This window comes from Pseudomonas sputi (assembly GCF_021603585.1).
Classification (GTDB): Bacteria; Pseudomonadota; Gammaproteobacteria; order Pseudomonadales; family Pseudomonadaceae; genus Aquipseudomonas; species Aquipseudomonas sputi.
Map to the genome: position 1 here is coordinate 282,215 of NZ_BQHI01000004.1, position 15,006 is coordinate 297,220.

At 56.6% G+C, this 15,006-nt stretch carries 16 protein-coding genes and 1 pseudogene; 10 read left to right on the forward strand and 7 right to left on the reverse strand.

The window, feature by feature from the left end; translation table 11 throughout:
- Window positions 1-227: 227 nt before the first annotated feature.
- Window positions 228-1,202, forward strand: a complete 975-nt coding sequence (locus L6D81_RS08180) for a helix-turn-helix domain-containing protein (protein WP_236178646.1) — start codon at window positions 228-230, stop codon at window positions 1,200-1,202.
- A gap of 17 nt (window positions 1,203-1,219) precedes the next feature.
- On the opposite strand, the gene L6D81_RS08185 is transcribed toward L6D81_RS08180, so the two are convergent.
- Window positions 1,220-1,861 (reverse strand): response regulator, encoded by a 642-nt coding sequence (locus L6D81_RS08185; RefSeq protein ID WP_236178647.1) that lies wholly within the window; start codon window positions 1,859-1,861, stop codon window positions 1,220-1,222.
- Window positions 1,862-1,891: 30 nt separating this feature from the next.
- Window positions 1,892-3,259 carry a cache domain-containing protein gene (locus tag L6D81_RS08190; protein ID WP_236178648.1) on the reverse strand — a complete coding sequence of 456 codons (1,368 nt, stop codon included), beginning with the start codon at window positions 3,257-3,259 and terminating at the stop codon, window positions 1,892-1,894.
- A 157-nt stretch (window positions 3,260-3,416) separates the two neighbouring features.
- Here L6D81_RS08190 and L6D81_RS08195 point away from each other — a divergent pair, with 157 nt between their 5' ends.
- The 8 genes from L6D81_RS08195 (at window position 3,417) to L6D81_RS08230 (ending at window position 9,771) form a co-directional block, all read left to right on the forward strand.
- A complete protein-coding gene (locus tag L6D81_RS08195; protein ID WP_236178649.1) occupies window positions 3,417-5,474 on the forward strand; it encodes a carbon starvation CstA family protein in 2,058 nt (685 codons plus the stop codon).
- Between the two features lie 12 nt (window positions 5,475-5,486).
- Window positions 5,487-5,687 (forward strand): YbdD/YjiX family protein, encoded by a 201-nt coding sequence (locus L6D81_RS08200; protein WP_069787685.1) that lies wholly within the window; start codon window positions 5,487-5,489, stop codon window positions 5,685-5,687.
- Window positions 5,688-5,807: 120 nt separating this feature from the next.
- Window positions 5,808-6,383 (forward strand): TetR/AcrR family transcriptional regulator, encoded by a 576-nt coding sequence (locus L6D81_RS08205; protein ID WP_236178650.1) that lies wholly within the window; start codon window positions 5,808-5,810, stop codon window positions 6,381-6,383.
- A gap of 179 nt (window positions 6,384-6,562) precedes the next feature.
- Window positions 6,563-7,117 carry an OsmC family protein gene (locus L6D81_RS08210; RefSeq protein WP_069787683.1) on the forward strand — a complete coding sequence of 185 codons (555 nt, stop codon included), beginning with the start codon at window positions 6,563-6,565 and terminating at the stop codon, window positions 7,115-7,117.
- 94 nt (window positions 7,118-7,211) lie between these two features.
- Complete coding sequence (locus tag L6D81_RS08215) at window positions 7,212-7,985, forward strand: SDR family NAD(P)-dependent oxidoreductase (RefSeq protein ID WP_108538437.1); 774 nt, start codon at window positions 7,212-7,214, stop codon at window positions 7,983-7,985.
- A 101-nt stretch (window positions 7,986-8,086) separates the two neighbouring features.
- Entirely contained in the window at window positions 8,087-8,665 is a 579-nt protein-coding gene (locus L6D81_RS08220; protein WP_236178651.1) for a TetR/AcrR family transcriptional regulator, read from the forward strand.
- A gap of 14 nt (window positions 8,666-8,679) precedes the next feature.
- Entirely contained in the window at window positions 8,680-9,378 is a 699-nt protein-coding gene (locus L6D81_RS08225) for a DsbA family oxidoreductase (RefSeq protein WP_236178652.1), read from the forward strand.
- Between the two features lie 63 nt (window positions 9,379-9,441).
- Complete coding sequence (locus tag L6D81_RS08230; RefSeq protein ID WP_179028428.1) at window positions 9,442-9,771, forward strand: thioredoxin family protein; 330 nt, start codon at window positions 9,442-9,444, stop codon at window positions 9,769-9,771.
- Window positions 9,772-9,789: 18 nt separating this feature from the next.
- Here L6D81_RS08230 and kefC read toward each other — a convergent pair whose 3' ends face one another.
- From kefC to L6D81_RS08255, 5 genes are all read right to left on the reverse strand, one after another.
- A complete protein-coding gene (gene kefC, locus L6D81_RS08235) occupies window positions 9,790-11,631 on the reverse strand; it encodes a glutathione-regulated potassium-efflux system protein KefC (protein ID WP_236178653.1) in 1,842 nt (613 codons plus the stop codon).
- A gap of 1 nt (window position 11,632) precedes the next feature.
- A complete protein-coding gene (kefF, locus tag L6D81_RS08240) occupies window positions 11,633-12,154 on the reverse strand; it encodes a glutathione-regulated potassium-efflux system oxidoreductase KefF (protein WP_069787677.1) in 522 nt (173 codons plus the stop codon).
- A 109-nt stretch (window positions 12,155-12,263) separates the two neighbouring features.
- Window positions 12,264-12,482: a tautomerase family protein gene (locus L6D81_RS08245; protein WP_069787676.1), complete on the reverse strand. Its 219-nt coding sequence runs from the start codon at window positions 12,480-12,482 to the stop codon at window positions 12,264-12,266.
- A gap of 48 nt (window positions 12,483-12,530) precedes the next feature.
- Window positions 12,531-13,637, reverse strand: coding sequence for an alkene reductase (locus tag L6D81_RS08250; RefSeq protein WP_236178654.1), 1,107 nt, complete (start codon window positions 13,635-13,637; stop codon window positions 12,531-12,533).
- A 42-nt stretch (window positions 13,638-13,679) separates the two neighbouring features.
- Entirely contained in the window at window positions 13,680-14,012 is a 333-nt protein-coding gene (locus tag L6D81_RS08255; RefSeq protein WP_236178655.1) for a carboxymuconolactone decarboxylase family protein, read from the reverse strand.
- Between the two features lie 782 nt (window positions 14,013-14,794).
- Between L6D81_RS08255 and L6D81_RS29675 the strand changes: the two are divergent.
- A pseudogene (locus tag L6D81_RS29675) lies at window positions 14,795-15,004 on the forward strand (hypothetical protein); the annotation flags it as partial.
- Window positions 15,005-15,006: the final 2 nt, after the last annotated feature.

The window sequence follows — 15,006 nt, forward strand, 5'->3', positions numbered from 1 at the left end:
TTGTTGGAATACAGGGGCCACTCTAGGGAGAACGGGGCGCTGCGGTTTGATCGAAACTGACGTCATTCTTGTCTGTATCGGACAGATATTTTCAGTTCATCGGTTGCCGTGGTTTTGTATCGGCTACCGATTGACAGCGTGCCTGGGTGGGCGGTTAATGGGGCGCTGCAGGCCCCGTAATCCGCCTTGTGTGGGGCCGAGCAGTCAATAAAAACGAGAATAAAAAAATGACCCGAACCGTCGCCTTGCTTGATACCCAGCGTGCCAGTACCGATGACCTTCCGCTGGATCAGCGCGTGCCATTCTGGGAGCAGTACAACGCATCGACGCTGGTCGGCCTGAAGTGCTCTTCCTTCAGCGAAGCCGGGTTCAGCGCGCGGGAGGACAATCTGAGTCTGGACCGGCTGCGGGTCGCCCATATTGCCGGTACCCAACACGTCATTGAGCGTGATGGTTCAATGATTCGCACCGTGCCCAAAGAGTCGGTGTTCGTATCGCTGGTCATGGGCAGTGCGTCGTTTTTCTTTCAGAACGGCAACTGCCATCTGCTGGATCCGGGCGAGATGATGGTGTATCGCACCGACAAGCCCTACCTGTTCGGCTTCTCCGCTTCGATGCACAAGTTTATCTTCGATATCCCCCAGGACGTGTTTGCTTCCCGCTGTCTGCGCCGCTTTGATCACGCCGTGAAGATCAGCGCACACACCGGCACACAGCGTTTACTGCTAAGGACATTGAGTGAGCGCACCGGCGGTTTTTTCGAACAGCCGCTCAGCCAAGGTGCGGACAACTATCAAGAGGATGCCCTTGAACTGCTGGGGACTATCATTGCGGGTCAGATGGGCAACCGCCGGATCAACGCACTCAGTGCGTCCTACTTGTTGGCCGCCAAGCAATGCATCCTCGAGCAACTGTCCGACCCTGCATTGAGTTGTGAGCGAGTGGCTCATCAAACCGGCGTCTCCACACGCCACCTGGCCAGGCTATTTGCCCTTGAAGACACACAACCCCATCGTTTTATTTTGGAAAAGCGCTTACAGGGAGCGTTCCGTCTGCTGAGCCAGGCGGACAGTCGCGGTCTGGACATTGCCGAGGTCGCCTATCGCCAAGGGTTCACCAGCCAGGCGCATTTCGCCAGGGCCTTCAAGGCGCACTATGGACGCACGCCCAGCGACGTGCGCGCATCGTCGGTCGGCCTATAGCGTCTGCGCTTCGGCCGTCACTCTCGATTACGCGAAACGAGGCCGTGATCCAGTGCGTATTTCGCCAGGGCTGCCGGTTTGTCGATGTTGAGCTTGCGACGAATACTGAGCCGATGGGTTTCAACGGTGCGAACGCTGATATCCAGGTCGCGGGCCATCTCTTTGTTGTTCATGCCTTGAACCATCTTGTACAAAACCTCGCTTTCACGAGGGGTCAGTTCTTTGTCGGTGTCCTTGTCGGTGATGAGCTTTTGCGCGATGTCCGCACTGTAAAAGGTGCCGCCACTGGCGATGGCTTCAATGGCCGCGATGATTTCCCTGGACGGGGAGTTTTTCAGTACGTAACCACTGGCACCACTGCGAATGGATTCACTCACGTACTCGAAATTATCGTACATGCTGAGTATCAGGATCTTGAGAAAGGGCGAATGCTGTTTGAGCCGACGGGTCAGTTCAAGGCCGTTCATATCCTTCAAGCCAATATCCACCAGCAACAGATCCGGCTGGAACTGCTCGACAAGGTGGAGCGCCTCGTGACCGTTCTCGGCCTCACCGATCACCTCCACGGTATCCACAATGGCCAGCAACGATTTAATGCCGTCGCGAACCAGCGAATGGTCGTCGACCAATCCAATACGTATGCGACCTGGCACCTTCATCGACGTGTTCTTCCTGTTGAGTGGGGGAAATCAAACGGCATCTTTGCCAGGTTTTTCCATCGGTAGCAGTATGTTCAACATGGTCTTGCCTGGCGTTGAGGTCAGTTGCAGATGTCCCTCCAAGTGTTCGGCGCGCTCGCGAATATTACGCAGGCCAATGCCGTTGTGGCGGCGTAGCACTTGGAGAACGTTGAACCCGACGCCGTCATCCACAATCGTCAACCTCAATCCCTGATCCGTCGCGAGTAGCGTGATAGAAACATGCTCTGCGTGAGCGTGGCGCTCAACATTCATCAAGCCTTCCTGCAGGATCCGAAACAACGAATCTGTCGTGCCGCTCGGCATTGGGTAATCGATGCCTTGGCACTGACAACTCACCTTCAGACCGCTGCGTTGTTCAAACTCACTGGCGAGCTGACCGATGGCGGCCGGCAGCCCCAAGGTATCGAGCAGTGACGAGCGCAGGTCATGGGAGATGCTGCGCACTTCGCCAATCGCGCTACCCAGCCGTTGCGTAGCCTCCCTAAGAACCACTAGCCCCTTGCTCGACTCCGGCCCCTCAAGCACATGCCCGGCCAGCTCAAACTGGAATTTGATCGAGACCAGAAGCTGACTGATCCCGTCGTGCAACTCGCGGGAAACGCGGGCACGCTCTTCTTCCTGCAGGCTGACGATACGCCTGTTCAGGCGTTGCAGCTTTTTGTCGGCCAGGCGGTGTTCACTGACGTTGAGTGTCATGCCGCTGGCGAATACCAGCAGCACCGCGACCAACGCCACGAAGGCAATGTCAAGCATGGTTTTGCGGATGCCCAGGGCCACTTCATCGCGAGCTTGCTGAGTGGCGCGCTCGACGTCCTCCAGATAAATGCCGGTGCCGAGCATCCAGCCCCAGCGGTCCAGCATGACCACATAGGCGAGCTTATCGGTGACCTGGCCGGAGGAGGGCTTGTTCCAGGCGTAACGCTGAAAACCTTCGCCGGATCGGGCGCTTTTGAACAGTGCCTGGATGACGGGCAGCCCGTGCGGATCTTTCATCTCCCACAGATACTGCCCCACTAACTCCGACTGACGCGCATGCATCAGGCTGCGGCCTTCGCGGTCGTAAACGAAGAAGTAGCCGTTGATACCAAAGCTCAGCTTGCGCAGCTCTTCGAGTACTTGGCGCTGCGCCTGCTCGTCGCCCGCGCCGTCGTTATACAGCGGTGCGATCAGACTTTGCGCCATGGCGACGTAGTTTTTCAGTTCTGCGCGTTTGCTGGCCAGGATGCTGTCTTCAATCAGGCGCGCTTGTTGGTCACCTAACTGGTTATTCAAGGAAATAACCAGTGCGCATATAACCGCGATGGCCAACACTAACGGCAGTATCCCGAGTGCGACGATTTTATGTTTGAGTTGCATCGCGACTCCCGTGCGTCTCAGTAGAACTACGTAGACGCCTGCGTAGTAGTGCGGATGTATTTGTTATCGGTGTGCGCGGATATTAGCCAGCGCCGCATAGCGGACACAATTATAAAAATTATCGTCGCAGCTCAATGGCTGTGACAGGAGACACGCAATGAACCGTCTGGCTAAACATCTCGCCTGGTTTGCCGTGGCTGTCCTGGGTGCATTTGCGCTGAGTGTCGTGGCCTTGCGCCGCGGCGAAGCGATCAACGCACTGTGGATCGTCGTCGCGGCAGTCGCTATTTATCTGGTTGCCTATCGTTACTACAGCCTGTTTATCGCCAACAAGGTGATGCAGCTCGATCCCGGTCGTGCCACCCCTGCCGTGGTGAACAACGATGGCCTGGACTTCGTGCCGACCAATAAGCACGTACTGTTCGGTCATCACTTCGCAGCAATTGCTGGTGCAGGCCCATTGGTGGGCCCGGTGCTGGCGGCACAGATGGGTTATCTGCCTGGCACGCTGTGGCTGATTGCCGGCGTGGTGCTGGCCGGTGCGGTGCAGGACTTCATGGTGTTGTTCATGTCGACACGGCGCAATGGCCGCTCGCTGGGTGACATGGTGCGTGAAGAGATGGGCCGCATTCCCGGCACCATTGCGCTGTTCGGTTGCTTCCTGATCATGATCATCATCCTTGCAGTGCTGGCGCTGATCGTGGTCAAGGCCCTGGCCGAGAGCCCTTGGGGCATCTTCACCGTAATGGCGACCATCCCGATCGCGATGTTCATGGGCATCTACATGCGCTATATCCGCCCGGGTCGCATCGGTGAAATCTCTGTCATCGGCGTGGCATTGCTGCTGGGTTCAATCTGGCTGGGCGGGCAGATTGCCGCTGATCCGGTCTGGGCCAAGGCCTTTACCTTCACCGGCATCCAAATTACCTGGATGCTGATAGGTTACGGCTTCGTCGCCGCAGTGCTGCCGGTGTGGTTGATCCTGGCGCCGCGTGACTACCTGTCGACGTTCCTGAAGATCGGCACCATTGTGGCGTTGGCGATCGGCATCTTGGTCACGATGCCTGATTTGAAAATGCCGGCGTTGACGCAGTTTACCGACGGTACCGGCCCAGTGTGGAAGGGCGGCCTGTTCCCGTTCCTGTTTATCACTATCGCGTGTGGTGCGGTTTCCGGTTTTCATGCGCTGATTGCCTCGGGTACCACGCCCAAGTTGCTCGCCAGCGAAGGGCATTCCCGTTACATCGGCTACGGCGCCATGTTGATGGAGTCGTTCGTGGCGATCATGGCGATGGTTGCGGCATCGGTCATCGAGCCTGGCGTCTATTTCGCCATGAACAGTCCGGCCGCCGTCGTGGGTGCTGATGCGGTAACCGTCGCGCAAACCATTAGCAGCTGGGGCTTTGCGATCACGCCGGAAGCATTGCAGACGGTCGCCCATGACATCGGTGAAACCACGATTCTGGCCAGAGCCGGCGGCGCGCCGACGTTGGCTGTTGGCATCGCGCAGATCCTTCACCAGCTGTTGCCGGGTGAAAACACCATGGCGTTCTGGTACCACTTTGCGATCCTGTTCGAAGCACTGTTCATCCTGACCGCCGTCGACGCGGGCACCCGTGCCGGTCGCTTTATGCTGCAAGACCTGCTGGGTTCCTTCGTGCCGGCGCTCAAGCGTACCGAGTCCTGGACCGCTAACCTGATCGCAACGGCCGGTTGTGTGGCGATGTGGGGTTACCTGCTGTACCAAGGTGTGATCGACCCACTGGGTGGCATCAACACCTTGTGGCCGCTGTTCGGTATCTCCAACCAAATGCTGGCGGGTATCGCGCTGATGCTGGCGACGGTTGTGCTGATCAAAATGAAGCGCCAACGCTATATCTGGGTGACCATGCTGCCAGCGGTGTGGCTGCTGATCTGCACCACTACGGCGGGCTTCATCAAGTTGTTCGACGCCAACCCCGCGATCGGCTTCCTGGCCCTGGCCAGAAAATACAGCGATGCGGTTGCCAATGGGCAGGTACTGGCACCGGCTAAAAGCCTGGATCAGATGCAGCACGTGATCTACAACGCTTATACCAACGCGACGTTGACCGCGCTGTTCCTGGCGGTGGTGTTCAGTATCCTGTTCTTTGCACTCAAGGTAGGTATCGCTGCATGGGGCACGAAGGAACGCACCGACAGGGAAGCGCCTTATCAGCCAGTGCCGGATGCATGAGGGGAGCGCGCCATGTTCAATGACCTGAGCCGCCTGGGTAAATATCTGGGTCAGGCTGCACGACTGATGGTCGGCATGCCTGATTACGATACTTATGTGGAACACATGCAGACCAAGCACCCGCACAAACCGCTGATGGATTACGAGACGTTCTTTCGGGAGCGCCAACAAGCCCGCTACGGCGGCGGTAACGGCCAGCCGCGCTGTTGCTGACAATAGGTAAACCCAGAACGCCCGATGCTTGCATCGGGCGTTCTGCATGGGGGCTGTGCACTGTCAACTCAGGGATGACTGATTTATGATGGCCGATTGATAAAATCTGGATGCTTCATCATGAGTACACGTTCCGATCTTCTGAGCAGCGCCGAAATCCTGTTGCGTACCAAGGGCTATGCAGCCTTCAGCTACGCCGACCTGGCTGAGGATATCGGCATTAAAAAGGCGAGTATCCATCACCATTTTCCCACCAAGGAAGGCCTTGCGATTGCCATCGTCGAGAGCTATCTGTTTCGTTTCAAAAAACAATTGGAGCAGGTAAATGACGAAAACACGGAAATTGTCGAGCGCCTGAACGCATTTGCCCAGATGTTCGCCCAGAGCAGTGATAACGGATTGTTACCGTTGTGCGGCGCACTGGCTGCGGAGCTGTTGGTCTTGCCGGTCAGGCTCAAGGAAATGACCCGAGGCTTTTTCGAGATCCATCTTGAATGGCTTCAAGCCAATGTCGTGCTGGGCCAGGCGAGAGGGGAGATTAAGGCCGAGCTTAATGCAATGCACGTTGCTCGGCTCATCCTCAATACATTGGAAGGGGGCAGTTTTGTTTCCTGGGCAATGAGCGACGCTTATGAGCAGTCCACCGGGTTCGATTTGATTTTGAATGGGCTACGTGCAGACACCATGCGTCATTAAAAACTATTACACTGCACGCCCGTCACCTCATAAACGCCTCGAATAATCGAGGCGTTTTTTTTGCATTGTTGAGCGGTTTATGGGGTTTTCATAAAATAGCTTGATTATCTACCTACTACTTGGTAGAGTTGCTTCTCTTTCGGGCCAAACGCCCGGTCCATCCAAAGAGGATTAAGCAGATGAGCAACAACCTGAACGGTATCGACGTCGCCGCACTCCAGCAGTTTGCACAAGGTGTAGCTGAGGATGCGACCAAGCGCCATGCAAGTTTCAACGTCAAGACTGAGTGGAAAGGCCAGACGCGTTCTGTCGCCAAAGTGAACCGCTACAGCCTGGCAGGTGAGACCCACTCGCGTAATTTTGAAATTGCCGCCGATGAGCCCAACGAATTGCTCGGCCAGAACTCTGCACCAAACCCGCAAGAACTGCTGATGGCTGCTCTCAACGCCTGCATGTCAGTCGGTTACGCCGCCAATGCCGCGATGATGGGCATCAAAATCCATAGCCTGGAAATCGAGACAGACGGCACCCTCGATCTGCGTGGCTTCCTGGGCATCGACGAGAGCGTCAACCCAGGCTACGACGAAGTGAGCGTGGTGGTGCGCCTGCACACCGACGCCTCCCGTGAGCGTGTTGAAGAGTTGCACAAAGTTGTGCTGAAAACCTCGGTCAACTACGCCAACTTCTCGCGAGCCATCCGTATGGTGCCTACTCTGGAAGTGCGTGAGGGCTGATTCGCCCACGGCAAATTGATTCAATCCTTGTGTGCACCAGCGGCCAACTGCCCTGGTGCCGACCCTCAATAGTTCTGGATAACCGGAGTCTGAAATGAACAACTTTTTTAAAGGCAAGAAGCTGTTGGTCGTTGGCGGCACCAGTGGCATGGGCTTGGAAACGGCCCGCATGGTGCTCAAGGCCGGCGGCAGCGTGGTACTCACCGGCAGCAAGCAAGACAAGGCCGATGCCGTCCGCAAAGAGCTGAGCCCGCTTGGCTCTGTGTCGGTGATCGTTGCTAACCTGATGACTGAAGCGGGCATGAACGCAGTTCGCTCGGAAATCAACGCCAACCACACCGATATCAGCCTGATGGTGAACTCAGCCGGGATCTTCATTCCTAAGGCTTTCACCGAGCACGATGAGGCCGAGTACGACATGTACCTGTCGATCAATCGTGCGACCTTTTTCATCACCCAGGCCGTGGTCAAGAACATGCTTGCGGCCAAGCGCGAAGGTGCCATCGTCAACGTCGGCTCCATCGGCGCACAGGCTGCACTGGCAAGTTCGCCGGCTTCCGCTTACTCCATGGCCAAGGCGGGTCTGCATGCGATGACACGTAACCTGGCAATTGAATTGGCTCACTCGGGTATCCGCGTGAACGCCGTTTCGCCAGGCATCGTCCACACCTCGATCTACGAAGGGTTCATGGACAAGGACGCGATCCCGGAGGCGATGAAGTCGCTGAACGATTTCCACCCACTGGGCCGCGTCGGCGTTCCCGAAGATGTCGCTAATACGATCCTGTTCCTGCTCTCGGACAAAACGTCCTGGGTGACGGGTGCTATTTGGGACGTGGATGCCGGCATCATGGCCGTTCGTGCCTGACCATAGCGGCAAGCAAAGCGTGTGAAGCTCCCATTGCGGGAGTTTCACGCCTTTACCGATGAACGGTGAAGGCGGCTGAAGGCTGGCTACAGGAGTCTTAAATGTCCATCACGACCAAAGCTGCGCTACTCAATGCCGCAGAAACGCATATGCGTTCCAAAGGCTATTCAGCGTTCAGCTACGCCGATCTTGCGATGCAAATTGGCATCAGAAAAGCCAGTATCCATCATCACTTCCCGACCAAGGAGTGCCTGGGCGCGGAGTTGATCAAGGACTATATCGCTCGCTTCAATGAGACTCTGGCATCAATCGAAGCCATACATGCCGATCCACTGCAGCGCCTGCGTGCGTTCTCCCGGCTTTTCGTTATCAGCGCCAATGACGGGCTGTTACCGCTATGCGGTGCGCTGGCAGCAGAAATGGCGGCGTTGCCATTGTCGCTGCAAGGGCTGACTCGGGACTTCTTTGAATCCCAGCTTGGCTGGCTGCAAAGCACGCTCAATGACGCGGCTCAGCAGCACAGCTGGTCGTTGAACAAGCCTGTGCAAGTGTATGCCTTCATGTTGCTGAGCACGTTGGAAGGCGCAAGCCTTATCAACTGGACATTGGGCCGATCAGCCGACCCGTTGGCTGGCTTCGACCATTTGCTTGACACGCTGGCCGGGTCTCAATTTCTTTGAATACAGGATAAATGATGCAAACCCCTTCGAAAAAATATGTAGTCGATATCTGGTCTGATTATGTGTGCCCCTGGTGCTGGATTGCCAAGCGTCGATTCGAGAAAGCGCTTGATCAGTTTGCTGAGAAAGACCAGGTACAGATCAACATCAGAGCGTATCGCCTGGCGGCAAACCACGCGCCAGAGCCGATGATTGCGGCGCTTAAACGCAAGCTTGGTAATCCCAGTTCGGTTGAGGCGATGATCAGCACGGTGAGTCAATATGGTCGGGCCGACGGCTTGGACTACCGCTTTGACACCATGCTGTTTGGCGATACCACGCAGGCCCACGTACTGGTCAAGGCCGTCACAGACGCCGATGTGAAAAAACACCTGGTGGAAGCGCTGTACGAGCAAAGCACCACTCACGGGCAATCACTGTTTGATCAAGGCAGCCTGGAAGCCATTGCTCGGGCAGCCGGTGTATCGGATGAGTCGATCCGACTGGCGGAGTCATCCGTTGAGCTGCGTGTGGAGATGGAAGAGGACGAGCAAATCGCCGCGCAACTGGGTTCAGGCGTTCCGATGTTTGTCTTCAATAATGCGTTCTCGTTATCGGGGGCTCAGCCTGAGGCCGCGTTTCTCGAAGCGCTGAATAAAATGCAGACAAAGGCCGAAGTCAACGATGACGCGTTCATTGGCCAGGTCTGCGGGATCGATGGTTGCAAAATTTGATTGGCAATGGTCATGCGGCCCTTAAACCGACCGCCTGCCCATCGCCTTAAACACGAGGTCAAAATGAGCCGTATCGTTGAGTTGAGTGCCCCACAATTCGCCCGCTTTGTGGCCAAAGGCAGTAGCGTCGTGCTGTTTTCGGCGTCCTGGTGCAAGCCTTGCCAAGAAATGAAACCGGTCTTCCATGCCTTGGAAGAAAAACTTCATGCGTTGGCTGCGTTTGGCAAGATCGATGTGGCGGTGTCTCCGACCATTGCGCAAATGTACGGTATCCGCGCGGTGCCATCCCTGGCGGTTTTCCATGAGGGTCGATTGTTGCGAGTCATGGCCGGATCCCGGTCGATCGGCGCCATGAAAAAAGCGATTCTCGCAGAGCTGGAAGAGGCGGCCTGACCCGGCTGTCCCTCAGGGCTATGGTTGGTCTGCCTTGCGGTCCTGTTCATCGCTTGGGTGTGGATTGGCGCCGATCCAGTTAACGATGGGATGCGCGCGGTCTTCGTTGAAGATTTCCGTCAACAGTGCGTTGGCCCGTTTGTAGGCGTCGTACTTGTATTCGGTATCCTCCACCGGTTGTGCGGCCATGTCCTCAAGCATCTCAAGATTCAGCCGACGGAATCGATCCGCTCGCTCGCGGGCTTCGTATCGCCCAATGCCCAGGTACTCCAGCGCCCTGCGTCCCAAGGACAGCGCACTTTCGAAGGTTTCCCGCTCGACCGCCTCGATGCCCATCTGGCGCAAGGTAATGATGTGGCCCATGTCGCGCGCGCGCACCACCAACCTCAAGTCAGGAAAGTGCTCCTGGGCCAGTTGGGTCAGTCTCAAGTTGTCGGCCTGATCGTCGATGGCGTTGATCAGCACCACCGCCTGGTCAGCGCCGGCGGCATGTAATAAATCCAGACGAGTAGCATCCCCGTAAAACACCTTGACGCCGAATTTGCGCAGCGTCTCGATATGGTCGGGGTCGTGATCCAGCACCACTACCTCAAAGCCGCAAGACATCAGCAAGCGACCGGCGACCTGGCCGAATCGCCCGAAGCCGGCGATGATCACCCGCGGATTTTTCTGGTCGATCGTGTCGGCGTCCCCATCGGCCTGTTTGCCGGAGGATTCCTGGCGGTTAAGCAGCAGAATCAGCAACGGCGTGACACACATGGACAAGGCTACAGCTAGTGTCAGGCTTTTCCCCCACGGGTCGACCAGAATTCCCGCCACCGTTGCAGCGCCAAACACGACGAACGCAAATTCACTGCCCTGGCCGAGAAACACCGCCTGCCAGGAGCGCTGGTGAGCGGGAACATTCAGGAAGCGCCCGAGCAGTTTGATCACCAGCAGCTTGATCACTATAAAGCCCAGAGTCAGGGTCAAGACCATCAGCGGTGCATTGATCAGCGTGCCGAAGTCGATCGACATACCTACGCCGATAAAGAACAAGCCGAGCAGTAGCCCCTTGAACGGCTCGATGTCGCTTTCCAGGGCGTGCCGGTATTCGGAGCTGGCCAACAGCACGCCGGCAAGAAAGGCGCCCATGGCCATCGACAAACCGGCTTCTTCCAGCAGAAAGCCGAACCCGAACACCAGAAACAGCGCCACGGCGCTGAAGATTTCGCGCAATCCGGAGCGCGCCACGAAGCGCAACACCGGGCGGGAAACGTACTGGCCTAACACGGCGACCGCGCCGATCGCCCCGACGATTTTGGCGACCGATATCGCCAGTTCTGCACCCGACGGCGTGCCACCATGTGCCGCCAGCAGTGGAATCATTGCCACCAGCGGAATGGCCGCGATGTCCTGGAACAGCAGCACGGCAAAACTGCTACGGCCCACGGCGGTCGAGGTCATGTTGCGTTCGTTCATGGCTTGCATGGCGATTGCGGTCGACGACAGGCTCAGCGTCAAGCCGACCAACAGCGCTGCCGTCCAGTTCAAGCCCAATGCGACGCAAAACACCGCAATCGCCGCGCCACAGACCAGCATTTGCAAGGCGCCGCCGCCGAATACCATTCGGCGCATAGCCCAGAGCCGTTTGGGATCAAGTTCCAGGCCGATGATGAAAAGCATCAGTACGACGCCGATTTCGGCAAACTCCAAAATGGACTTCACATCCGTTACCAGCTTCAGCCCCCATGGGCCGATCAGGCAGCCGGCAATCAGGTAGCCGAGCACAGGGCCTAGCCCCAGTCGCACGGCAATCGGTACTATCAATGCCGCCGCACCCAGGTAAATGAGCATTTCAATCAGGCTGTGAGTTTCCATATCAATCTTCCTTGCCAGCGGTCAGGCGTGCGCTGTAGTGCTCGAGGTGTGTGTGCAGGGCAGTTGGGTCCGCGGTATACGCACCATGGAAAACCACAGGCTCCAGCCAGCGCATATGGCAATAGATAGCCGTAGCTTGCAGTGGCTGAGCCAGTACAGAAAAACCGGGATGGGCACCGATGCCGAAGTGATCCTCGTCGCCGCCGGTCGTAACTGCCCACAACAGAGGTTTGTCTTTAAGCGCATGGGCGTGTTTGCCGTAGGCCCAGCCATGGGTGAATACATTATCGATCCACAATTTCATCAGGGGAGGGTAGCTGTACCAGTACATTGGATGTTGCAGCACTACCAGGTCAGCCTTTTCAACCGCCCGCTGTTCGGCCTCGACGTCGATGTTGAAGTCGGGATAAAGCGCGTAGAGGGAGCGGATGACGACATCAGGATGAGTGGCTGCCTGCTTGAGCATGGCCGCGTTTACCGTGGATTTGTCCGGGTACGGGTGAGCATAAATGATCAGAATCATTGAATATTCCACGATAAATCAGTGTTCATATAGAACGCAAAAACTCCCGGGTCGTTGGGCGTGATAACGCCCAACGACCCGGGAGTCGTTTATTAAGGGATGAGACCCCTTACTGACCTTTTTGCAGTTTCAGTACTTCTTCAGCTGTAATGGGTTTGCCGCCAATGCCCCAATCGCCGCTCTTGACTTCCTCAAAGATGACCCAGGTGATGCCACGCATGCTTTCACCTTCTACGGATACCATGGCGTCCGTCACTTTCTGAATGACTTCAGCTTTTTGCTGGTCGGTAAAAACGCCTTCAATACCTTTGATGGTAACGAGTGGCATGGTCTGCTCCTTAACGGTTGTGGTGAAAAAAAGTGATGCAATGAGCCATCAAGCGTTGGCTGCAGCATACTCAGGGTAGTCCGTGTAGCCTTTGGCTACTTGATCGCCGACAGCGTAGAACGTCGCGCGATCAGGTTCAGCCAATGGCCAGCCGTTTTGCATCCGCTCTACCAGATCCGGGTTAGCAATGTAGGCGGTGCCGAAGGCGATCAGGTCGAGCTCACCCTTGGCCAATTCAGACTCGGCGAGCGTTTGGGTAAAGCCGCCGGCGGCCATTAAGGTACCTTTATACGCTTCACGGAATGCGGCACCGAAACCCGGTGGCGTTTGCGCGGCGACGATGGTCGGCTGGTAGTTCAGGTGAACGAACGCTAGTTCGCGTTCATTCAGCGCGGCCGCCATGCTCATCCAGGTTTCTTCTTCGCCTTCGTAGACGCCGAAGTCGTACAAGCGACCAAACGGGGAGAAACGTACGCCAATTTTCGAGCCGCCAATTTCGGCAGCGATCGCGTCAATGGTTTCCAACAGGAAACGCTGGCGATTGGCAATTGAACCGCCGTACTGGTCGGTACGGGTGTTCAAAGCACTGCTGAGGAACTGATCGAACAGAAAGCCATTAGCTGCCATGATTTCGATCCCGTCGAAACCGGCATCCATCGCGATGCGTGCGGATTTCACAAAGTCAGCGATGACACGTTTCACTTCGTTGGTTTCCAACGCACGCGGCACGCTGGGTTGTACCGGGCCGGTTTGGTCCGGTGTGGACCAGGCGTACACGGTGGTATCGACCGCCGGCTGAGTACCCGAAGAAACTGGAACGATGCCATGTACCGAAATGTGCGACATACGGCCAACGTGCCACAGTTGCGCGAAAATTTTCCCGCCCTTGGCATGCACTGCGTCAGTTACTGGGCGCCAGCCTGCCAGGTGTTCCTCGGTATAAATCCCGGGGGTGTACAGGTAGCCACGGGCCTCGTCGGAAATCGGCAGGCCTTCGGTGATGAGCAAGCCAGCGGACGCGCGTTGTGCGTAGTACTGCGCGGTGAACGCGTTCGCGATGTTGTTCAGGGTACGGGTACGGGTCATCGGCGCCATGACCACGCGGTTTTTCAGCTCGGTACCGGACAGATCGTAAGGGGTGAACAGCTTAGTCATGATTGATCTCGACAGTGTTAAAGGTTGAAAGTCATCGTTTGCTTACGACTTATCGAACGCGTCCAGCACGTGAGTGCTGTAGACGAGTGCGGCGCCGGCATTCATGTTGATTGCCACACTCAAGGCTTCGGCCACTTCTTCACTGGTAACGCCAATCTTCTTGGCTTCGGCAGCGTGAAAAGCGATACAACCGTCGCAACGAGTGGTCACGGCCACGGCCAGAGAGATCAGCTCGCGGGTCTTGGCGTCCAGGTGGTTGGTCTTGCCACCGGCGGCACCGAGTGCAGCCATGCCTTTCATGGTTTCTGGAGACAGAGCGTTGAGTTCTACCAGGCGAGCGTTGATGTCTTTGCGGGTTTGGGTCCAGTCTTTCATAGTATTCTCACAAAACAAGTAGGGTGGTGGATGGCGGGCTTCTTGGAACGTGGTAACAAGCTACCATCCAGTTGGTAGGCTTGCAACGTTTATTCTGAAGATATTTACTATCCGTATAATCGAAGGTGCTGAAAACGCGCTGAAAGACAGTGTAAGGCAGTGACATGACCGAAGCGTTAACCGTTTGCCCTGAGCCGTCGAGAGCGTTTTCGGCAGGTTATTGATTTGTTTTAACCCGCAGTTTTTTGAGCAGCCGCTGGTATCACTGCACGTTTAAACCTTGAAACCGCCTACCAGTTTGTTCACGTTTTTCGCCAGGCTCGATAGCTCGCTGCAAGCGCTGGCCGCCTGGCTGGCTCCCGCTGCACTTTGGGTCGAAAGCATCGGTGATGCTGACCCGATTGCGGTACACCTTTCTGGCAGGCCTGCGCCACCGCAATCGAGTTTGTCTCCATGTCGGTACTCAGTTGCATCGCACTCACAGTGAGGATCGACTTGCTTTGGATCGCTTTGTCATCGCTGCGGTTTCTTCGGTCGAAAGTTGAGTGCTATGGGCAAGTGCCTTGACTTCAACGGCCGCGACTGCAAATCTGCCCATTGATCAGCCGCCGATCGCTTCTATGGTCGACTGTTTTGGTCGTGGATTTGTGGGGCCGCGCGAACTTGCCAGGCGCAGAGGGCCGGTGTTGATCCAGCCAGCCGGCCACTCCCCATCCATTTGGATTCGATCGCATGTTCAGCCTCGCGCAGTGCAGGTCTGGAGCCCAATGCTGACGGCCGAAGTGATGAGGCTGCGGCCTATCGTCTTGGCCAAGTTTACCTGCATCATCGGCCTGTGCCGTTGATGCTGTTCGCGGGCAGGGATGGCGATCACCCTCATGGGCGGGCTTTCGTTGGGTCCGCTGGTGATGTTCGGGCTGATTCCGGTGCCGTATGAAGTGCTGTTTGCAACCTTGCCTGCGCTGGTCAGGCGCAGCCAAAGAAGTGTATGAAA